Below are 21,579 nucleotides of genomic sequence, written 5' to 3' on the forward strand. Positions count from 1 at the left end.
TGAGGCGCCTCGTCGCCACGAACGCTTGATCGCGGGCAAGCCCGCTCCCACAACACTGCTGAGCCTTGTTGCCGATCAAGAAAAATAGATGACGGACAGGCCGCAACCTGCCCGTTCTCCCGCATCCACCCCTCCGCGAGAAAGCCACCATGTCGCGCCTGCCCCCGGTTCTGCAGCAACTGAAGTTTCCCGTCATCGGCTCGCCGCTGTTCATCATCAGCAACCCCAAGCTGGTGATCGCGCAGTGCACGTCCGGCGTGGTCGGCTCCATGCCGGCGCTCAACGCGCGGCCGGCGGCGCAACTCGATGAATGGCTGGCCGAGATCACCGAGGCACTCGCGGCCTGGGACAAGGCGAACCCCGACAACCCCGCCGCGCCCTTCGCCATCAACCAGATCGTGCACAAGAGCAACGACCGGCTGGAGCACGACATGCAACTGTGCGCCAAGTACAAGGTGCCCATCGTCATCACCAGCCTGGGCGCGCGCGAGGACGTGAACCAGGCCGTGCATGGCTGGGGCGGCGTGGTGCTGCACGACGTCATCAACAACGTGTTCGCGCACAAGGCCATCGAGAAGGGCGCCGACGGCCTGATCCCGGTGGCGGCCGGCGCCGGCGGCCACGCCAGCGCCAAGAGCCCGTTCGCCATGGTGCAGGAAATCCGCGAATGGTTCGACGGCCCGGTGGCGCTGTCGGGCGCCATCGCCTCGGGCGGCGCCATCCTGGCGGCGCAGGCGTGCGGGGCCGACTTCGCCTACATCGGCTCGGCCTTCATCGCCACCGAGGAAGCGCGCGCCGTGGATGCCTACAAGCAGATGATCTGCGACAGCGACTCCGACGACATCGTCTACAGCAATTTCTACACCGGCGTGCTGGGCAACTACCTCAAGGGCAGCATCCGCAACGCCGGCATGGACCCGGACAACCTGCCCGAGAGCGACCCGAGCAAGATGAACTTCGGCAGCGCCAGCGGCGATGCGCGCGCCGCCAAGGCCTGGAAGGACATCTGGGGCTGCGGCCAGGGCATCGGCGCCATCAAGCAGGTGGTGCCGGCGGCCGAGCTGATCGCCCGCTTCAAGCGCGAATACGCCGAGGCAAGGCAGCGGCTGGCGCTGTGATGCTGTGACCTCGCGCGCGGCGCCAGCAGGACCTGGCAGGGCGGCGCAATGCCCCTGTGGTGTGGGAGCGCGCTTGCCCGCGATGGGCGCGTCCGCCGCATCACCGCCCCATCGCGGGCAAGCCCGCTCCCACAGGGTAGGGGGCCATCAACGGCGGCGCATGCGGGCGAGATGCAGAGCAAGGGTGCATACTCCCTGTACGTCATCCTGTAACGCCTGTTTATTGGGCGCATGAGACAGATACTCCCTCGTCAATGATGGCGTGGCGCACCGGGCACCCGCCCGCATCATCGGCAGTGGCCACGCCCGCGCATCGGCGCGCGTCATCGAGCGAAGCCCGTCCGCGGGTCCTCTGCGCGCATCCTCAGACGGCGCCCGACCCTCGCAGCGCGCCGTCACGCTGGCCGCCAACGGCCGGCGGTAACATCGCCCCATCTTCAGCAAGGGGCAGGCCATGAGCATCCTGGACTTCATCAAGAAAGAACTCATCGAGATCATCGAGTGGACCGATGACTCGCGCGACACGCTGGCCTACCGCTGGCCCGACGACGACAAGCAGATCAAGAACGGCGCCCAGCTCATCGTGCGCGAATCGCAGGTGGCGCAGTTCGTGGCCGCCGGCCAGTTCGCCGACCTGTTCGGCCCCGGCCGGCACCGGCTGACGACCGAGAACATCCCCGTGCTCTCCACCATCTACGGCTGGAAGTACGGCTTCGAGGCGCCGTTCAAGTGCGACGTCTACTACCTCAACACGCGCCTGTTCACCGGCAACAAGTGGGGCACCGCCAACCCGGTGATGATGCGCGACCCCGACTTCGGCATGGTGCGCCTGCGCGCCTTCGGCACCTACGACTTCCGCATCGTCGAGCCGGCGCGGTTCCTGAAGGAGGTGGCCGGCACCGACCACAACTTCCGCCTGGAGGAGTTTGCCGACACCATGCGCTCGCGCATCGTCAGCGTGTTCACCGAGGCGCTGGCCACCGCCCACGTGCCCGCGCTCGACGTGGCACGCCGCTACGCCGAGCTGGGCCAGGCGCTGCTGCCCATCATCAACCCGGCGATGGGCGAGAAGTACGGGCTGGAGATCACCGCCTTCGTGATCGAGAACATCTCGGTGCCGCCCGAGGTGGAGAAGGCCATCGACGCCCGCTCGTCGATGGGCGCCATCGGCGACCTGAACGCCTACGTGAAGTACCAGATGGGCGCCGGCATGACGCAGGGCGGTGAAGGTGCCGCGGCCGCGGCCGTGCCGGCGCAGATGGCCATCGGCTTCGGCATCGCGCAGGAGATGATGAAGAACATGCAGCCCGGCGCCGCGGCCGCCCAGCCTGCCGCGGCCACGGCTGCCGCCGCCGTGCCCGGCCTGGAAGTGCTGACGCCCGAGCAGGCCGCGCAGGCGCTGGGCGTGGCGGTGGAGGACGTCATGGCCGCCATCGACGCCGGCGAGCTGAAGGCGCGCCGCATAGGCAGCGCCACGCGCATCGCGCGCGAGGCGCTGCAAGCCTTCCTGCGCGGTGAGTGAGCGCGGCGCGACCGGCCTGAGCGCCCCCGCACCCGCGCCCGTGGGCCTGGCGCTGGGCAAGCACCCGTGCCCCGAATGCGGCGGCGACCTGGAGTGGAACGCCGCCCGGCAGGCGCTGCGCTGCCCCTACTGCGGCACCGTGGCCCAGGCGGCACCGCAGGCGGGCGAGGGCGCCGCGCCCATCGTCGAGCACGACCTGGCCGCCGCGCTGGCCAACCCCGCCAGCGGTCGCGGCTGGGGCACGGCGCGGCGCGAGGTCATGTGCCAGAGCTGCCACGCCATCTCGGTCTTCGTCGACGGGCGCGTGGCGCAGCGCTGCGACTTCTGCGGCTCGCCCGCCATCGTGGCGCACGAATCGCAGGGCGACGCCATCACGCCGCAGAGCGTGCTGCCCTTCAAGGTGGGCGAATCGCAGGTGCGCGACGCCATCCGCCGCTGGTACGGCACGCGCTGGTTCGCGCCCAACCGCTTCAGGCGCGCCGCGCTGACCGACACGCTGCACGGCATCTACCTGCCGTACTGGACCTTCGACGCCCACGTGGCGGCCGACTGGACGGCCGAGGCCGGGCACACCTACTACGTCAGCGAAAGCTACATGGAGAACGGCCAGCACCGCACGCGCCAGGTGCCGCGCGTGCGCTGGGTGCCGGCCGCGGGCAGCCTGCGCCACTTCTTCGACGACGAACTGGTGCCCGGCAGCACCGGCGTGCACGCGCCGCTGCTGCGGCAGGTGGAGCCGTTTCCCACCCGCACCGACCTGCGCCCCTACGCGCCCGAGTTCGTGCGCGGCTGGACGGTCGAGCGCTACCAGATCGACCTGCGCCGCGCTGCCGAGCTGAACATGGCCGACATGCAGCGCCAGACCCGCGCCCTGTGCGCCGCCCAGGTGCCCGGCGACACGCAGCGCAACCTGCAGGTGCGCAGCCGCTACCAGGGCCGCAGCTTCAAGCACGTGCTGGTGCCGGTGTGGCTGGTGCGCTACCGCTACGGCAGCCGCGACTTCCAGATCCTGGCCAACGGCTACACCGGCCAGGTGGCCGGCGAGCGGCCGTACAGCTGGGTGAAGATCGCCCTGGCGGCGCTGCTGGCACTGGCCGTGCTGGCGCTGCTGGTGGTGTTCGGGCAGGGCGGGTGAAAGGTGAGGCGGCGCGCGTCGGGACCGAAGGCAGGCGCTGCGCCTCAACCAAGCGCAATCATCACCCCTCAAGATAATGGGGAGTATATGCCTACAGCGCTTGATAGACGGGCGCTGACGGATGGTATGTGTTGGAGTATATGGCCATGCCCGCCGGCTGGCACGGCTTGGCTGCACCTGATTCCATTGCGGCTTCTGAACGTGAACGATCGTCATCCCGGCGAACGCCGGATCCCTGCCGCCCACGCGCGTCGTCTGGATTCCGGCGTTCGCCGGAACGACGAAATCCATGTCGTCGCGATCTGAAAATGGGTTGAACCCGACCTCGGCACAAAAAAGCCTGCGCGCGGCAGGCCTTTTCATTGGTGGCGGATCAGGGCCGCATCACAGGTGCAGTGCCAGCGCGCCCGCCGCCTCGGCGATCTTGCTGCGCTTGGGTGCGCGGGGCCGCGCTGCCTTGCGGGCAACGGTTTTCCTGGCCGCGGGCGCCGGCGTGGCCGTCTGCACCCGGCGCTGGATGTGGGCCAGCGCCTCTTCCACCTGGTCGATCAGGATCAGGCACAGGTCGCCGGGCTTGAGGCGGTCCATGGCGCGGTCGATGGCGGTGAACTCGCCGTGGATCTCTTCCACCTTCGACGTGCGCGGCGCGCCTTCCAGGCCTTCGCGCAGCAGGCGCAGCACCTCGCCGTCGGCGCGGCCGCGCTGGCAGGCATCCTGGTATAGGATCACGTCGTCGAACGCCGCGCCCAGAATGCGCGTCTGTCCGCGGATGTCCTCGTCGCGCCGGTCGCCAGCACCGCTGATGACCACCGAGCGGCGCTTGGCCGGCATGTTCTCGACGCCCGCCACCAGCGCCGCGATGGCATCCGGGTTGTGGCCGTAGTCGGCAATCACGGTGGCGCCGCGGTAGTCGAACACGTTGAAGCGGCCGGGCACGCCGTGCAGGTCGCTGATGAAGCTGGCCAGGCCTTTCTGGATCGCGTCCCACGGCGTGCCCACGGCCCAGGCCGCGGCCACCGAGGCCATCACGTTCTCGACCTGGAAGCCGATCTGCCCCTTGCGCGTGAGCGGCACGCGCGCCAGCGGCAGGCGCTTGATGAAGGCGCCCTCGACGCAGACCACGTCGCCCCGATCCACGAACACCACGCGCTTGCCCTGCGCCATGTGCGTGGCGATGACGGGGTGGTGTCCGTCCTGCGCGAAGAAGGTCACGCTGCCGGGGCAGTGCGGCGCCATGGCCACCACGGCCGGATCGGCGGCGTTGAGCACGGCGGTGCCGGTGGGCGCCACGTTGAGCACGATTACGCGCTTGAGCACCTTCAGGTCTTCCAGCGTGGTGATGTAGTTCAGGCCCAGGTGGTCGCCGCCGCCCAGGTTGGTGACGATGGCGACGTCGCACTGGTCGAAGGCCAGGCCCTCGCGCAGCAGGCCGCCGCGCGCGGTTTCCAGCACGGCGGCGTCGACGTCGGGGTGCGCCAGCACGTTGCGCGCGCTGCGCGGGCCGGAGCAGTCGCCGCTGTCGATCTGGCGGCCGTTGACGTACACGCCGTCGGTGTTGGTCATGCCCACGCGCAGGCCCTGGCTTTTCAGCAGGTGGGCCGTCAGGCGCACGGTGGTGGTCTTGCCGTTGGTGCCGGTGACGGCGATTACCGGCACGCGGCCGTTGCCGCCATCGGGGTACATGTGGTCGATCACCGCCTTGCCCACGTCGCGGCCCTTGCCGAACGAGGGGCTGACGTGCATGCGCAGGCCGGGCGCGGCGTTGACCTCGACAATGCCGCCGTTCTGCTCTTCCAGCGGCTTGATGACGGTTTCGCACACCACGTCGACGCCGCAGATGTCCAGGCCCACGGTTTGCGCGGCTTCGATGGCGCGCGCGGCCACTTCGGGGTGCACGCTGTCGGTCACGTCGGTGGCGGTGCCGCCGGTCGAGAGGTTGGCGTTGTTGCGCAGGATGACGCGCTGGCCGGGGATCGGCACCGAATCCGGCGTGAGGTTCTGCGCCGCCAGGCGCGCCTCGGCGATGGCGTCGATGCGGATCTTGGTGAGCGAGGTGCCGTGGCCCTCGCCGCGGCGCGGGTCCTTGTTGACCTCGGCCACCAGCTCGCGCACGGTGTGCTGGCCGTCGCCGATGACCAGCGGCGGATCGCGCCGGGCGGCGGCCACCAGTTGGTTGCCCACCACCAGCAGGCGGAAGTCGTGGCCGGGCAGGTAGCGCTCGACCATCACGGCGCCGTAGCGTGCGGCCTCGGTGTAGGCGATGTCGAAATGGGCGCGGTCGACGATGCCGACGGTGACGCCCTTGCCCTGGTTGCCGTCCTGCGGCTTCACCACCACGGGCAGGCCGATGTCCTGCGCGGCGGCCCAGGCGTCTTCCAGGTCGGTGACCGGGCGACCCAGCGGCACCGGCACGCCGGCCGAGTGCAGCAGCTTCTTGGTCAGGTCCTTGTCCTGGGCGATGGATTCGGCGATGGCGCTGGTGCCATCTACCTCGGCGGCCTGGATGCGGCGTTGCTTACTGCCCCAGCCGAACTGCACCAAGCTGCCACGCGTCAGGCGCTTGATGGGGATGCCGCGCTGCAGGGCGGCGTCGACGATGGCGCCGGTGGACGGGCCCAGGCGCTCGTCCTCGTCCAGCTCGTGCAGCTCGGCCAGCACGGCGGCGACGTCGAAAGGCTCGCCTGCGGCGGCGGCGCGACACAGCGCCTGCGCCTTCTCGAAGGCCAGGCGGCCCACGGCTTCCTCGGTGTACTGCACGGCGACCTGGAAGGTGCCTTCGATCTCGGTGGGGTGGTGCGGCTGAAGGTGACGGGGCAGCCGGCCTGCGCCTGCAGCGCCAGCGTGGTCAGCTCCAGCGCGTGCGCCATCGAGATCGGCGTGCTGGGCTTGTTGGCGTGCAGCGCGCCCACCTTGGGAAACAGCTCGCGCAGGCGCTGCTCGAATTCAGGGGTGGTGTGCAGGTCGCGCTCGGCCGCGTCGCAGGTGATGACGGCTTCGATCGCCGTGTGGCGGCTCCACAGGTTGGGGCCGCGCAGCGCGCGAATGCGGGTGACTTCCATGGGATGTCCTGATGACGATGACTTAGGGAAAACGAGCTGGGAGGCGTTTCAGTGGACAGCCGGCGCCGCCTGCACCTCACAAAAATGCAACAAACTGGCACGGATCAGGTCGGGCGGCACGCCCAGCGCCCAGGCCGCGCCCACCGCCGCCAGCACGTGCGGGCGCACGTCGCCCGGCAGGCGGGTGGTGAGTTCGGTGAACACAGGTGCTGACAGCTTGACCAGGCTGGTTTCATCGGCGCCGGTGGCCAGCACGATGTCGTCGCCACGCGCCAGCACGGCCCGGCCCTTGCGCGCACGGTGCGCGGCCACGTCGGCCTGGCCGGGGTCGATGCTGTAGAGGATGACCTCGCCGTCCGAGTAGTCGGCCAGCGCCAGCACCTCGGCGTCGTCGGCGTTCAGCACGGCCGCGCCCTGCGGCAGCACCACGTCGATCTGCGTGCGCACGATGTTGGGCATCTGCTCGGCGTCGGTGACATACAGGTCCTGCAGGCCCTCGGGGCCGGGCATGGCCATGACCACGCCGACCTGGCAACGGTCGTAGGGCAGGCCTTCGGCCAGGATGTGGCGCGGCGAGGTCTCGAACACCGCCGCCTGCACGGTGCGGTTGATCAGCATGCGCTCGCCGGGCTCGTAGCCCAGCGCGCTGGCCTTGGACAGCTGGCGCGCGCCCAGGAACAGGCCGTCGCCGCAGGCCAGCGCGGTCTGCTGGCCTTGCAGTTGCAGCAGCGCTGCGATCAGCCGCGAGGCCAGCGCGCTTTCGCCGTCGCCGATCAGGCCGACGATGGGCACGCGGCCGGTGCCGTTGCCGGGGAACAGGTGCTCGGCAATGGCCTCGCCCACCGGCTGGGCGCGGCCCACGGCCGGCTTCAGGTGCATCAGCAGGCCGGGGCCGGCGTTGACCTCGACGATGGCGCCGCCCTGGGCGCGAAGCGGCTTGGCGATGTCTTCCACCACCAGGTCGATGCCGGCGATGTCCAGCCCCACCACGCGGGCGGCCAGCGCCATCTGCTCGGCGATGTCGGGGTGCACCTGGCCGGTGACGTCGATGGCCATGTTGCCGGTGCGCTGCACCACGGCGGTTTCGCCGCGCGGCAGCACGCTGTCAGGGTCAGGCCTTGGCGTTGCAGCAGCAGCAGCAGCACGGCGTCGCCCGCGCGCAGGGTTTCCAGCGGCAGGTGTTCTTCTTCGCCGCGGCGCGGGTCGGTGTTGACCTGGGTGTCGATCAGCTGGCCGATGGTCGATTTGCCATCGCCGCTGACGTGGATGATCTCGCCGCGCGTGGCCGCCACCACCTTGCCGCCCACCACCAGCAGGCGGTGTTCCTGGCCGGGGATGAAGCTTTCGACGATGACCTCGGAGCCCTCGGCCTCGGCGGCGGCGAAGGCGTGCATGACTTCCTCGCGCGTCTTCAGGTTCAACGACACGCCGCGCGCATGGTTGCCGTCGGACGGCTTGACGACCACGGGCAGGCCGATGTCCTCGGCGGCTTCCCAGGCGTCTTCGGCCGATTCCACGGTGCGCCCCTCGGGTACCGGCACGCCGGCGGCGGCCAGCAGCTGCTTGGTCAGGTCCTTGTCGCGCGAGATGCCTTCGGCGATGGCGCTGGTGCGGTCGGTCTCGGCGGTCCAGATGCGGCGCTGCGCGGCGCCGTGGCCCAGCTGCACCAGGTTGCCGTCGTTCAGGCGGATGTGCGGGATGCCGCGTTCGGTGGCGGCATCGACGATGCAGGCGGTGCTGGGGCCCAGGCACTGGCGATCCACCAGGTCGGTCAGCCGGGCGATGGTGGCGGCGACGTCGTAGGGGCGGTCGTTGATGGCCGCCATGACCAGGTCGCGGGCGGATTCGATGGCCAGTTTGCCGACCGCCTCGTTGCGGGTGCGGATGACCACCTTGTAGACGCCGTGTTCGCCCGTCATGCGCGCCTTGCCAAAGCCGGTCTTCATGCCGGCCTGGGTCTGCAGCTCCAGCGCCACGTGCTCCAGGATGTGGCCGGGCCAGGTGCCGTCGCGCAGGCGCATCAGAAAGCCGCCGCGCCGGCCGACGCTGCAGCGGTGCTCGATCAGGCCGGGCAGCCAGGCGGTGAGCCGCTCGTAGAAGCCGGGCAGGGCGTTGGAGGGGTAATCCTCCAGCTCGCCGATGTCGACGATGGCCTCGATGACGGCGCGGTAGGTCCAGATGTTGGGGCCGCGCAGGTGCGCCATGCGGCGGATCACGATGTCGGCGAAAGTGCGCTGCGGCGCTGCCGCCGAGGCCGGCGCCACGGCAGCGCTGACGCCGGGGGCCGAGGATACAATCCGCCACCGCTCGAGGGGCCGTGCTCGTTCTGGTCGATTCTCCGCATCGCGCTGTGCTCGCTTTCAGTGTCTGATTCGTTGTAGGGGCCACTTCCTGCGCTTGCGTGGCCCCGTTGCTGAATTCCATGTCGTCTCGTTCCATCCCCGATCCCGTTGGCTCCGCACCGGCCTGGCCGGCGGCAGATCGGGCGGGAATGCCGCTGCGATCCTCAGAAAACGCGTTGGGATCGCTGGAAGTTGACTTGAACCACCGGCTGCGCTTTGGCAGCGGTGAACTGGTCATTACAACCCAGCGGCTGATGGCGAGGTTTCCGGATGAAACAGCCTGGAATGCCTGGGAACTGGCCCCCGATCTGGCCCTGAGCCACCACGACCACGCCGGTGTGGGCACGCTGGAACTGCGCGACGCCACCGGCCGGCTGGCGGGCTGGCGCTACACCCTGGGCCGCAACCCGGCGGCGCTGCGCTTTCTGGGCCAGTTCGAGCAGGCGATGGCGGGGCTGGCGTCTGCCGGCGGCCCGGTGCCGCACGAAATCGGTGCGCCCGAAGCCCGCCCCGAGCCCTTCGACACCGAAGACAGCGCCGAAGGCGCAGAAGACAAGCCGCCCTCGACGTGGACCCTGTTTCGGCTGTGGCGCTTCGCCCGGCCATACCAGTGGCAGCTGCTGGCCGGCTTTCTGCTGACGCTGGCCGCCACGGCCGCCACCCTGGTGCCGCCGTACCTGACGATGCCGCTGATGGACAAGGTGCTGATCCCGTTCCAGAACGGCCAGCAGATCGACACCGGCTATGTGGCGCTGCTGCTGTCCGGCTTGGCTGGCGCGGCGCTGCTGGCCTGGGGCCTGGGCTGGGCCAAGACCTACATCCTGGCGCTGGTATCGGAGCGCATCGGCGCCGATTTGCGTACAACGACTTACGAACACTTGCTCAAGCTTTCACTCGAGTACTTCGGCGGCCGGCGCACGGGCGACCTGATGGCGCGCATCGGCTCGGAGACCGACCGCATCAACGTGTTCCTGTCGCTGCACCTGCTGGACTTCGCCACCGACGTGTTGATGATCGCCATGACGGCGGCCATCCTGTTCTCCATCGACCCCACGCTGGCGCTGGTCACCCTGGTGCCGCTGCCCATTATCGGCTGGCTGATCCACGTGGTGCGCGACCGCCTGCGCACCGGCTTCGAGAAGATCGACCGCGTCTGGTCGGAAGTGACCAACGTGCTGGCCGACACCATTCCCGGCATCCGCGTGGTGAAAGCCTTCGCGCAGGAAGACCGCGAAGCCGGGCGCTTCCGCGAAGCCAACCGCTACAACCTGGCCGTCAACGACAAGCTCAACAAGCTTTGGTCGCTGTTCTCGCCCACCGTCACGCTGCTCACTGAAATCGGCCTGCTGGTGGTGTGGGCGGCGGGCATCTGGCTGGTCAGCCGCGGGCAGATCACGGTGGGTGTGCTGACGGCCTTCATCGCCTACATCGGGCGCTTCTACAGCCGGCTGGATTCGATGAGCCGCATCGTCTCGGTGACGCAGAAAGCGGCCTCGGCCACCAAGCGCATCTTCGAGATCCTGGACCACGTCTCCAGCGTGCCCGAGCCGAAGAACCCCGTGCCGCTAGAGCACGTGCAGGGCCGCATCGAGATCAGGAACGCCGCGCTGCGCTACGGCAACCGCTCGGTCATCCGCGGGCTCAACCTGAGCATCGCGCCCGGCGAGATGATCGGCCTGGTGGGCCATTCGGGCTCGGGCAAGAGCACCATGGTCAATCTGATCTGCCGCTTCTACGACGTGACCGAGGGCGCCATCGAAGTGGACGGCGTGGACCTGCGCCAGGTGCGCGTGGCCGACTACCGGCGCCACATCGGCCTGGTGCTGCAGGAGCCGTTCCTGTTCTTCGGCACCATCGCCGAGAACATCGCCTACGGCAAACCTGATGCGACACGCGAGGAGATCGTCGCCGCCGCGCGCGCCGCCCACGCGCACGAGTTCATCCTGCGGCTGCCGCAGGGCTACGACTCGCTGGTGGGCGAGCGCGGGCAGGGCCTGTCGGGCGGCGAGCGCCAGCGCATCAGCATCGCGCGCGCGCTGCTGATCGACCCGCGCATCCTGATCCTCGACGAGGCCACGGCCTCGGTCGACACCGAGACCGAGCGCGAAATCCAGAAGGCGCTGGACAATCTGGTGCGCGGGCGCACCACCATCGCCATCGCGCACCGCCTGTCCACCCTGCGCAAGGCCGACCGGCTGGTGGTGATGGACAAGGGCCTGAAGGTGGAAGAGGGCACGCACGAGGCGCTGATGGCCCGGCGCGGCGCCTACTGGCGGCTTTATGAAGCGCAGGCGCGGCAGGAGAAGGCCGAGCGCGAGCGCATGCTGGTGGTTGACGACGCGGAACTGGCGCCACCCGCCGTGTCTGTCGCCGGCCCGAGGGAGGAGCGGCCATGAGCGTTCTCACCGTGTTCGACCTGCGGCGCGATGCCTTCGGCCGCCTGGTGCTTACCGACGCCGAGGGGCGCGAGCATGTCGGCGTCGTTGCCGTGCGCGCTTTCCCTATCTCAGCGCCCGACGAGGGCGTGAGCGTGGTCGACGGCGACGGCCACGAACTGGCCTGGGTGCCGCGCCTGGACGCGCTGGACGAAGCCCGCCGCACGCTGCTGACCGAGGCGCTGGAGCAGCGCGAGTTCATGCCGCGCCTGCTGCGCGTGACGGCCGTCAGCAGCTTCGCCACCCCCAGCACCTGGAGCGTGGAAACCGACCGCGGCCCGACCAGCTTCGTGCTGAAGGGCGAGGAAGACATCCGCCGCCTGGGCCCAGGGCTGCTGATCGTGAACGACGCGCACGGCGTGCAGTACCTGATCCAGGACCTGCTGGGCATGGACAAGCACAGCCGCAAGCTGCTGGACCGCTTCCTCTGACGGCCGCCGCGGCAGGCGCGTGGCCAGGGCAGGGGGACCTGCTGAATTTTTTGATCAAAGAAAAATGCTCTGGCGCCCAATAGATGGGCGCAAGCAGCTATTAATTTCATTTCGTCTATCGGCGTCAAGTGTCTATCGCTTGATTTACAGCATGTGAGGTGACTCCGCCGCTGCGCGGCGTGATGACGAAATGATGAAATGACGAAAAAGACGTCAGTGAGTCGCGGAATGCCTCGCACCTGGCGGGCGTCATGGCGGCGCAGCCGCCGTCATCGAAGCGCAGCGAGGTCATTTCGTCATCGCGAAACAGTATCAGGCCGCGCCCGCGTGGCAACTGGTGAACACATCGCGCCCCGCGTCGTGCACCTGGGTCTGCACGCCCAGCAGCCCCAGTGTGGAATGGAAATAGTGGTCGTGCGACAGCTGCTCGTCGCGCTGCCGCGCCAGGCAGCCCTGCGTGATGTGGTGCTGCTGCTCGAACGTGGGTGAGAGCCAGAAGATCCACGGCACGTGCTTCTGCGCATCGGGCGCAAAGCGGTAAGGCAGGCCGTGCAGGTACAGGTTGTTCTCGCCCAGCGATTCGCCATGGTCCGACAGGTATTCCATCGCCGGCGCCCAGGCGCCCTCGTGCTGCTTCAGCCATCCGATGGTCGAGGCCAGGAAGTGGTCGGTGTAGAGGAGGGTGTTGTCGTACGCGTTCACCACCTGCTCGCGCGGGCACTGCTGCAGCGCATTGGTGGTGCACTCGGCCATGAACTGCTTGAAGCCGGTCGGCGTGCGCCTGTAGTACGCCGGGCCGTGGCTGCCCATCTGGTGCATGAACACCACCACGCCGCGCGCGCGCCGCTCGGCCGGCAGCTGGGCAATGCGCTCGTCCAGCCCGCGCAGCATCACCTCGTCGAAGCACTCGTCGTCGGCGCACAGGTCGGCGCCGTTGGCCTGCAGCTGTTTGTAGTCCACCTTGGGCACGCGGTCGCACACGCCCTTGCAGCCGCCGGGCTGGTTGTCGAGCCACAGCACCGCCAGGCCGGCGCGCTGCAGCACGTCCACCAGGCCTTCGGTGTTGGTCTGGCGGTTCTCGAAGGCTTCGCGCCCCAGGTTGGAGAACATGCACGGGACCGAGGCGGCGGTGTTGGTGCCGCACGACCAGACGTTGCGCAGGCTCACCACGCGCTCCTGCGCCAGGCGCGGCGTGGTGTCGCGCGCGTAGCCGTTCAGGCCGATGTGGTCGGCGCGCGCCGTCTCGCCCAGCACCATGATCAACAGCGGCGGCCTGGCGCCCGCTGCCAGCGCGGGCAGGTGCGCGTCTTCACCCAGCGGCGCCACGGCCACGCCGCTGCGCTGGATCGGCTTGCGCCCCATGATGGCCAGCGCGTAGAACGAATTGAGCGGGTTGACCAGATAGCGCAGCTGCGTGTGGTTGCGCATGGTGGCTGAAAAATCCTGAAAGAAAATGCCTCCAGCGCCCGCCAGTACGGCGCAGGAAGCTATCAATAAAATAGCGTTCTGACCCGTCTGTCGCAGCGGCGTGGCCCAGCGCAGCGGCGTGCGCCACAGCAGCGCCAGCGGCAGCGCACCCAGCAGCAGCAAGGCGCCCAGCATGCGCCAGCTCAGCAGCTCGCGCGCCTCGCGCGTGTCGGTCAGCAGCACGTTGACCATCATGGTGCGGTCGATCACCACGCCGTAGGTCAGCATGAAATACGCACCGACCGCGGCCGACAGCAGCACCAGCGCCAGCACCGGCGAGCGTCCAGCGCCAGGCCAGCAGGCTGAGCAGCGCCACGTGCACGGCGGCAATCATGACGCCGAAGGCGATGCCGAAGGCCAGCCCGCGGCCGTTGGCCAGCTCCGGCAGCCCCGCCAGCGCGCGCCACAGCGCCAGGTTGGCGATGCTGGCGATCCACAGCGCGGCCAAGATGATCGCGGTGGCGGGCCGCAGGGCGCCGCGGGGTGGGCGTGTCAGGGGCCGGGCTCGGCCCAGGTGGGGATGCGGAATTGGCCAGCATGGCCGCGCAGTGTGGCGATGCTGGCTGAAGCTTGGCTTAAGGTGGCGCGCGACGCCCCTCATGGCACCGTGATGACGACCTTGCCCTTGGCCCTGCCGGTTGCCACGTAGGCCAGGGCGTCTGCCGCCACGTCCAGCGGGAAGACGCGATCCACCACCGGCTTGATGGCGCCCGCCTCGATCAGCGCGGTGATGTCGCGCAACTGGCCGCCGTTTGCTGTCATGAAGAGGAATGCGTAGCGGATGCCGCGCTGCCGCGCCTTGGTTCGGATGCCGTGGCTGAGCAAGCGCAGGACTTGCCTGATGGGCCACGACAGCCGCAGCTGGTCCGCCATGTCCGCGGTGGGCGGGCCGGAGATGGAGATGAGTTGGCCGCCGGGCTTGAGCACCTGCAGCGACTTCTCCAGTTCGTCCTTGCCCAGGCTGTGCAGCACGACGTCGTAGTCGCGCAAGACGGTTTCGAACGCCTGCTGCTTGTAGTCGATGACGACGTCCGCACCCAGCGCCTTCACCGCGTCGACGTTGGCCGTGCTGGTGGTGGTGGCGACATGGGCGCCCAGGTGCCTGGCGAGCTGGATGGCGATGGTGCCCACCCCGCCGGAACCGGCATGGATGAAGACCTTCTGGCCGGCTTTCAGCTGCGCGATCTCGACCAATGCCTGCCAGGCCGTGAGGCCGACCAGGGAATCGACGCGGCCTGCGCCATGCTCAGGTTGCGCGGCTTGGGGGCCACATCGTCTTCGCGGACGGCGATGAACTGGGCGAAGGTGCCGATGCGCTCCTGATCGGGGCGGGCATACACGGCGTCGCCGGGATGGAAGCGGCGCACGCGCGGGCCGACGCGCACGACCGTGCCGGCCATGTCGTTGCCGAGGATCAAGGGCAGGCGGTAGCGGAGGATCGGCTTCAGCGCGCCGGAGCGGATCCGGATGTCCAGCACGTTGACGCTGGCCGCGTGGATCTGCACCAGAACGTCATCGTCGCGCAGTGCGGGCTCAGGCATGTCGGCGATCTGGCCGACTTCGTTCTTGCCGTAACGATGGATGACGAAGGCTTTCATGTCGAGGGGGCGTGTTGGAGTGGAGGGTGAGCTTGGTGTGCTGCGCGCCGTGCTTGCTGCGCACCGTTGCCGAGCCAGCGCCTGCAAACAGGCCGGCTCACCGCAGGGCAAGGAACGCGAGGAACGCCAGCGTCAGGCTGGCGGTCAGGATGATGCCGAACAACGTATAGGCCGGCGCATCGAGCGCCGCACCGGCGCTGATGGCCACGGCCGCACAACCCATCTGCAGAAAGCCGAGCAGCGCCGAGGCGGCACCCGCCTGGCGGCCGAAGGGCTGCAGCGCGATGGCGGTGCCCAGCGGGTTGATCATGCCCATGCCCAGCAGGAACACCGTCAGCGCGGCTGAAAAAGACGATCTCCTGCCGGCCGAGCAGGATCGCCACGCCGCCGAGCAGCGCGATGCCGATGCCGGCGCGGGCCGCCCGCACGGCGCCCCAGCGGCGGGCCACGCGAGGCGCCAGCCAACCGGCGCCGAACACCACGAACACGGTGGACGCGAAGAAGATGCCCAGCCCCCACGGCGAGAAGTGGAAGCCGGTCATCAGGATCGCCGGCGCCATCGCGAAAAAGGCGTATAAGGCCCCGATGACGAGGCTCACCGCCAGCGCCGGCGTGATGAAGCGCCGGTCGGCCAGCAGACCGCCGTAGGTGCGCAGGATGGCGGCCACGGAGAAGGCCGCGCGCCGGTCGGCCGCATGCGTTTCGCCCAGCCTGGCGTGGTAATGAATGGCCAGCACCACGGCCAGCACGGCGACGAAACCGAAGCTGGATTGCCAGCCCAGCCCGCTGTTCAATGCGCCGCCGAGCAGCGGCGAAAACCCGGTGCGGCCGCCATCGCCACCATGATGAGCGCGAGCGTGCGCGCCAGCGCCTCCCCGTCGAACAGGTCGCGCGCAATGGCGCGCGACAGCACGGAGGTCGCGCACACGCCCAGCGCCTGCACCACGCGCCCGCCAATGAGCTGCGGCAAGGTGGTGGCGAGCGCGCAGATCGCGCTGCCGGCAACGAAGATGGCGAGGCCGGACAACACCAGCCACTTGCGGCCGAACCGGTCCGACAGCGGCCCGACGAAAAGCTGGCCCACCGCGAAGGCCACGAAGAAACTGCTGAGCGTGGCGCTCAGGTCGAGCACCGAGGTGCCAAGATCGGCCGCCATGTCGGGAAAGGCCGGCAGGATGATGTTGGTGGCCAGTGCGCCCAGCGCCGCCAGGCCGGCCAGCAGGAACAGCTGTTCCGGGGACAGCCTGGCCGGCGTCTGCCGCGTCTCATCGGCTGGCATAAGAGGAGTTCGCTCCTGCATCGTGCGCTCAGGTGGACGGTTGTGTCTGGCGGCGCCGGTGGCGGCCACTTTCGTCAACCGGTGCAGCGGCGTCTTCCGCGGTGCCATCGGCGCCTTCGTCAAGGCAGGCGATGCAGGTGTCCAGCAGGGCATGCAGCGCTGCCACGCGCTGCGTTCCAAGGCGCTGGTTGAGCGCCAGCTGGGCCGCCTTCCAGGCGCGCTGCCCTTCGGCGCGCTTGGCGCGGCCGGCCTCGGTGGCTTCGACGAGGCGGCTGCGCGCATCGCTGCCCGCGCCGATGCTCAGCCAGCCCTGGGCCACCAGGGGCTGCAGGTTGCGGGTCAGGGTCGAGGCATCCATGTGCATGCGCCTGGCCAGTTCGCCCGGGCGCACCGGCCCCAGCCCGACCACGTGCGACAGCAGCGCATACTGGGTGTTCTTCAGGCCCGTCTCGGCGACATGGCGGTCGTAGTGGCGCGTCACCATGCGCGTGAGCTGGCGCAGCTTGAGGTTCGTGCACCCTTGGGGCGTGGCGGCGTTCTGCATGCGAAAGATTGTATCTGCAAGTGTTGTATATGCAATCATTATCGAGCGATCCGTCGTCGCTGGCGGTTCATGGCCTCAGCGGTGAGCGGGCCCGGGCGATCAGCAGAAAAACCGCCACGGCCGGTTCGGGCGTGGCGGTCGGGACCGGTCAGGGGTGGGTGGTGGTCAGGCCCCGAAGAAGCTCTTGAGCCGGTCGGTCCAGCTTTCGGTGCTGGGCGAATGCTTGGCGCCGCCTTTTTCAGCGACTCGTCGAACTCCTTCAGCAGCTTGCGCTGGTGTTCGGTGAGCTTGACAGGCGTTTCGATGCTGATGTGGCAGTACAGGTCGCCCGGGTAGGACGAGCGCACGCCCTTGATGCCCTTGCCGCGCAGGCGGAACTGCTTGCCGGCCTGCGTGCCGTCGGGGATGTCGATGGCGGCCTTGCCGTTCAGCGTGGGCACCTCGATCTCGCCGCCCAGCGCCGCCTGCGCGAAGCTGATCGGCACCACGCAGTGCAGGTCGTCGCCGTCGCGCTCGAAGATGTCGTGCTTCTTGGTGCGGATCTCGATGAACAGATCGCCCGGCGGGCCGCCGTTGGTGCCGGGCTCGCCGTTGCCGGCCGAGCGGATGCGCATGCCGTCGTCGATGCCGGCGGGGATCTTCACCTCCAGCGTCTTCTGGTTCTTCACCTTGCCCTGGCCGTGGCAGTTGCCGCAGGGGTCCTTGATCAGCTTGCCGGTGCCGCGGCAGTGCGGGCAGGTCTGCTGCACGCTGAAGAAGCCTTGCCGCATCTGCACCACGCCCTGGCCATGGCAGGTGCCGCAGGTGGTGGCGCTGGTGCCGGGCTTGGCGCCCGAGCCGTGGCAGGTGTCGCATTCGTCCCAGCTGGGGATGCGGATCTGCGCGTCCTTGCCGGCGGCGGCTTCCTCCAGCGTGATCTCCATGGCGTAGCTGAGATCGGCGCCGCGGTATATCTGATGGCCGCCGCGCCCGCCACGGGCGCCGCCGAAGATGTCGCCGAAGATGTCGCCAAAGGCCTCGGCAAAGCCGCCGAAGCCTTCCGGCCCGCCGCGCATGTTCGGGTCGACACCCGCGTGGCCGTACTGGTCGTAGGCGGCCTTCTTCTGCGGGTCGGACAGCATCTCGTAGGCTTCCTTGGCCTCCTTGAACTTGACCTCGGCGCTGGCCGCCGCCTCACCCTGGTTGCGGTCAGGGTGGTATTTCATCGCCAGCTTGCGATAGGCCTTCTTGATCTCGTCGTCGGACGCATTCTTGGGAACGCCCAGGACTTCGTAATAGTCGCGCTTGGTGGCCATCAACGTTTCTCGAAACTGCTCAGACAAACGCCGCGCAGCCGATTCCGGGGAATCTTCTGCGCGGCGGCAAAGGCGGTGCGCGGGCGGTGGTCACCGGCGCACGCCGTGGCTTCAGTCCTTCTTGACTTCCTTCACTTCGGCGTCGACCACGTTGTCGTCGGCCGCGGCGGAAGCCTGTGCACCGGCACCAGGGGCAGCGCCCGCACCGGCGGCCTGGGCGGCAGCGGCCGCGTCGGCGTACATCTTCTCGCCCAGCTTCTGGCTGGCGGTCATCAGCGCCTCGGTCTTGCTGTCGATGGCGGCCTTGTCGTCGCCCTTCAGGGCTTCCTCGACGTCCTTGATGGCGGCCTCGATGGCATCCTTCTCGCCGGCTTCCAGCTTGTCGCCGTGCTCGGTGAGCGACTTGCGCACGCTGTGCACCATGGCGTCGCCCTGGTTGCGCGCCTGCACCAGTTCCAGCTTCTTGTGGTCCTCGGCCGCGTTCAGCTCAGCGTCCTTCACCATCTGCTGGATCTCGGCCTCGGACAGGCCCGAGTTGGCCTTGATGGTGATCTTGTTTTCCTTGCCCGTGCCCTTGTCCTTGGCGGACACGTGCAGGATGCCGTTGGCGTCGATGTCGAAGGTCACCTCGATCTGCGGCAGGCCGCGCGGCGCCGGCGGAATGCCTTCCAGATTGAACTCGCCCAGCAGCTTGTTGCCGCTAGCCATCTCGCGCTCGCCCTGGAACACCTTGATCGTCACCGCCGGCTGGTTGTCGTCGGCGGTGGAGAAGGTTTGGGCGAACTTGGTCGGGATGGTGGTGTTCTTGGTGATCATCTTCGTCATCACGCCGCCCAGGGTTTCGATGCCCAGGCTGAGCGGGGTGACGTCGAGCAGCAGCACGTCCTTGCGGTCGCCGCTGAGCACCTGGCCCTGGATGGCGGCACCGACGGCCACGGCCTCGTCGGGGTTGACGTCCTTGCGCGGCTCCTTGCCGAAGAACTCCTTGACCTTGTCCTGCACCTTGGGCATGCGCGTCATGCCGCCGACCAGGATCACGTCATGGATGTCGCCCACGGCCACGCCGGCGTCCTTGATGGCGGTGCGGCAGGGCGCGATGGTGCGCTCGATCAGTTCCTCGACCAGGCTTTCCAGCTTGGCGCGGGTCAGCTTGATGTTCAGGTGCTTGGGGCCCGAAGCATCGGCCGTGATGTAGGGCAGGTTGATGTCGGTGGCGGCCGTGCTCGACAGCTCGATCTTGGCCTTCTCGGCGGCTTCCTTCAGGCGCTGCAGGGCCAGCACGTCCTTGCTCAGGTCGACGCCTTGGTCTTTCTTGAACTCGCCGATCACGTAGTCGATGATGCGCTGGTCGAAGTCCTCGCCGCCCAGGAAGGTGTCGCCGTTGGTGGCCAGCACCTCGAACTGCTTCTCGCCGTCGACGTCGGCGATCTCGATGATCGAGACGTCGAAGGTGCCGCCGCCCAGGTCATAGACGACGATCTTGCGGTCGCCCTTTTCCTGCTTGTCCAGGCCGAACGCCAGCGCCGCGGCGGTGGGCTCGTTGATGATGCGCTTGACTTCCAGCCCGGCGATGCGGCCGGCGTCCTTGGTGGCCTGGCGCTGGCTGTCGTTGAAGTAGGCGGGAACGGTGATGACGGCCTCGGTGACCGGCTCGCCCAGGTAGTCCTCGGCGGTCTTCTTCATCTTGCGCAGGATCTCGGCGCTGATCTGGGGCGGCGACAGCTTCTTGCCGCGCACTTCCACCCAGGCGTCGCCGTTGTCGGCGGCCACGATGCTGTAGGGCATCAGGTCGATGTCCTTCTGCACTTCTTTCTCGCTGAACTTGCGGCCGATCAGGCGCTTGACGGCGTAGATGGTGTTCTTGGGGTTGGTGACGGCCTGGCGCTTGGCCGGCGCGCCGACCAGCACCTCGCCGTCTTCCTGGTAGGCGACGATGGACGGCGTGGTGCGCGCGCCTTCGGCGTTCTCGATCACCTTGGTCGAGTTGCCTTCCATGATGGACACGCAACTGTTGGTGGTGCCCAGGTCAATGCCGATGATCTTTCCCATGTTGTTCTCCGTGAATGCTCAAAAAGGTTGAATGCTTTGAAACTGCGGTTGCGCGGGGGCTTTTCAAGCCGGGCGCAGGGCTTTATTTGGGCGCGGTGACCGTGACCAGCGCCGGGCGCAGCACGCGGTCGGCAATGGTGTAGCCCTTCTGCAGCACGCTGACCACGGTGTTGGCTTCCTGGTCGGCGGGCACCATGCTGATGGCCTGCTGGTTGGCGGGGTCGAAACGGTCGCCGGCGGCGGGGTTCACCTCGACCACCTTGTTGCGCTCCAGCGCGGCCAGCAACTGGCGCAGCGTGGCCTCGGTGCCTTCGCGCAGTTGTTCGGCGCTGGCGTTGTCCACCTTCAGGCCGGCCTCCAGGCTGTCGAGCACGGGCAGCAGGCTTTCGGCGAAGGATTCGACGGCGAACTTGCGGATCTTGGCGATCTCGTCGTCGGCGCGGCGGCGGGCGTTCTGGGCTTCGGCCTGGGCGCGCAGCGCCTGGTCGGTCAGCTCGGCCACCTTGGTCTTCAGGGTCTCGACCTCGCCCAGGGCGTTGTCGAGTTGGGCTGCCGCATCAGCCTCGTTGGCGGCGGCTGCGGCCTCCAGCTCTTCAGGGCTCATGGGCGGGTCCATGGGGTCGAAAAAGGGGGCTGGGGGCGTGTTCCGAGGGTCTGACATGCTCTGCAACAGAAAAACGGTCTGGTGGAGGATAAGGCTCGTGTTCTCAGATGGATGCGGCCCAAGGCTTTTCAAGTGTTTTTCGGGGCGAAAAGCGCTGCCAATGCGCCTGAAAACCGCCGGAAAACACCCCGCAGAAAGCAACAGGCCGCCCGAAACGGCGGCCTGAATGGGTTGGCGCGGACCGAGCTGGCGCGTCAGCCCGAGACTCCGAGCAGCTCGACGTCGAACTTGAGCGTGGCGTTCGGCGGAATCACGCCGCCGGCGCCGCGCGCGCCATAGCCCATCTCGGGCGGGATGATGAGGGTGCGCTGGCCGCCCACCTTCATGCCGGCCACGCCTTCGTCCCAGCCCTTGATGACCATGCCGGCGCCCAGCGGAAACTGGAACGGGTCGCCCCGGTCGCGGCTGGAGTCGAACTTGGCGCCTTGCTCGCCATCGTTGTAGAGCCAGCCGGTGTAGTGGACGGTGACCGTGGCGCCTTTCCTGGCCTCGGCGCCGGTGCCGGGCTTGACGTCGGTGATCTGCAGGCCGGTGTTGCTCATGATTTTGCTTCTGTGTTGATAGCTGCTGGCGCTTGATGGGCGCCGGTTGCAGCCGGATTTGATTGAGAAAGAAAAGGCGGCCATGTGCCGCCTGTGAAA

At 68.5% G+C, this 21,579-nt stretch carries 12 protein-coding genes and 5 pseudogenes; 5 read left to right on the forward strand and 12 right to left on the reverse strand.

The window, feature by feature from the left end:
* The first annotated feature begins 149 nt into the window (after window positions 1-149).
* The 3 genes from H0I39_RS17980 (at window position 150) to H0I39_RS17990 (ending at window position 3,775) form a co-directional block, all read left to right on the forward strand.
* Entirely contained in the window at window positions 150-1,118 is a 969-nt protein-coding gene (locus H0I39_RS17980; protein WP_180551389.1) for an NAD(P)H-dependent flavin oxidoreductase, read from the forward strand.
* A gap of 454 nt (window positions 1,119-1,572) precedes the next feature.
* Window positions 1,573-2,640: an SPFH and helix-turn-helix domain-containing protein gene (locus H0I39_RS17985; RefSeq protein WP_180551390.1), complete on the forward strand. Its 1,068-nt coding sequence runs from the start codon at window positions 1,573-1,575 to the stop codon at window positions 2,638-2,640.
* Entirely contained in the window at window positions 2,633-3,775 is a 1,143-nt protein-coding gene (locus H0I39_RS17990; RefSeq protein WP_373368316.1) for a TFIIB-type zinc ribbon-containing protein, read from the forward strand. Before H0I39_RS17985 ends, H0I39_RS17990 begins: the two co-directional genes overlap by 8 nt.
* Before the next feature lie 501 nt (window positions 3,776-4,276).
* Here H0I39_RS17990 and cphA read toward each other — a convergent pair.
* A pseudogene (cphA, locus tag H0I39_RS17995) lies at window positions 4,277-6,834 on the reverse strand (cyanophycin synthetase); the annotation flags it as partial.
* A gap of 48 nt (window positions 6,835-6,882) precedes the next feature.
* Window positions 6,883-9,038 (reverse strand): annotated as a pseudogene (locus H0I39_RS18000) (cyanophycin synthetase).
* Between the two features lie 218 nt (window positions 9,039-9,256).
* On the opposite strand from H0I39_RS18000, the gene H0I39_RS18005 reads away from it, so the two are divergent.
* Together H0I39_RS18005 and H0I39_RS18010 are read left to right on the forward strand one after the other, a co-directional pair.
* On the forward strand, window positions 9,257-11,572 hold the full coding sequence (locus H0I39_RS18005; protein ID WP_180551391.1) for a cyanophycin metabolism-associated ABC transporter: 2,316 nt from the start codon (window positions 9,257-9,259) through the stop codon (window positions 11,570-11,572).
* A complete protein-coding gene (locus H0I39_RS18010; protein ID WP_180551392.1) occupies window positions 11,569-12,042 on the forward strand; it encodes a cyanophycin metabolism-associated DUF1854 family protein in 474 nt (157 codons plus the stop codon). The genes H0I39_RS18005 and H0I39_RS18010 overlap by 4 nt, the downstream gene beginning before the upstream one ends.
* A 124-nt stretch (window positions 12,043-12,166) precedes the next feature.
* Here the strand turns inward: H0I39_RS18010 and H0I39_RS18015 are convergent, their stop codons facing one another.
* The 10 genes and pseudogenes from H0I39_RS18015 to H0I39_RS18055 all read right to left on the reverse strand — a co-directional run bounded on the left by H0I39_RS18015 (window position 12,167) and on the right by H0I39_RS18055 (window position 21,480).
* Window positions 12,167-12,334 (reverse strand): hypothetical protein, encoded by a 168-nt coding sequence (locus H0I39_RS18015; protein ID WP_180551393.1) that lies wholly within the window; start codon window positions 12,332-12,334, stop codon window positions 12,167-12,169.
* Window positions 12,335-12,354: 20 nt separating this feature from the next.
* Window positions 12,355-13,782, reverse strand: coding sequence for a phosphoethanolamine transferase (locus tag H0I39_RS18020; RefSeq protein WP_308645887.1), 1,428 nt, complete (start codon window positions 13,780-13,782; stop codon window positions 12,355-12,357).
* A gap of 324 nt (window positions 13,783-14,106) precedes the next feature.
* Window positions 14,107-15,107 (reverse strand): annotated as a pseudogene (locus H0I39_RS18025) (NADP-dependent oxidoreductase).
* 97 nt (window positions 15,108-15,204) lie between these two features.
* Window positions 15,205-15,417, reverse strand: coding sequence for a hypothetical protein (locus tag H0I39_RS22720; protein WP_257645873.1), 213 nt, complete (start codon window positions 15,415-15,417; stop codon window positions 15,205-15,207).
* A gap of 118 nt (window positions 15,418-15,535) precedes the next feature.
* Window positions 15,536-16,494, reverse strand: a pseudogene (locus H0I39_RS24300) (multidrug effflux MFS transporter); the annotation flags it as partial.
* On the reverse strand, window positions 16,415-16,930 hold the full coding sequence (locus tag H0I39_RS18035) for a MarR family winged helix-turn-helix transcriptional regulator (RefSeq protein WP_180551394.1): 516 nt from the start codon (window positions 16,928-16,930) through the stop codon (window positions 16,415-16,417). The gene H0I39_RS18035 and the pseudogene H0I39_RS24300, both read right to left, overlap by 80 nt.
* 165 nt (window positions 16,931-17,095) lie before the next feature.
* Window positions 17,096-18,225: pseudogene (dnaJ, locus tag H0I39_RS18040) on the reverse strand (molecular chaperone DnaJ).
* A gap of 111 nt (window positions 18,226-18,336) precedes the next feature.
* Entirely contained in the window at window positions 18,337-20,274 is a 1,938-nt protein-coding gene (gene dnaK, locus H0I39_RS18045) for a molecular chaperone DnaK (RefSeq protein WP_180551395.1), read from the reverse strand.
* An 82-nt stretch (window positions 20,275-20,356) separates the two neighbouring features.
* Window positions 20,357-20,935: a nucleotide exchange factor GrpE gene (gene grpE / locus H0I39_RS18050; RefSeq protein WP_180551396.1), complete on the reverse strand. Its 579-nt coding sequence runs from the start codon at window positions 20,933-20,935 to the stop codon at window positions 20,357-20,359.
* 197 nt (window positions 20,936-21,132) lie between these two features.
* Window positions 21,133-21,480 (reverse strand): FKBP-type peptidyl-prolyl cis-trans isomerase, encoded by a 348-nt coding sequence (locus H0I39_RS18055; RefSeq protein WP_180551397.1) that lies wholly within the window; start codon window positions 21,478-21,480, stop codon window positions 21,133-21,135.
* Window positions 21,481-21,579: the final 99 nt, after the last annotated feature.

This window comes from Ottowia beijingensis (assembly GCF_013423955.1).
Lineage (GTDB): Bacteria > Pseudomonadota > Gammaproteobacteria > Burkholderiales > Burkholderiaceae_C > Ottowia > Ottowia beijingensis.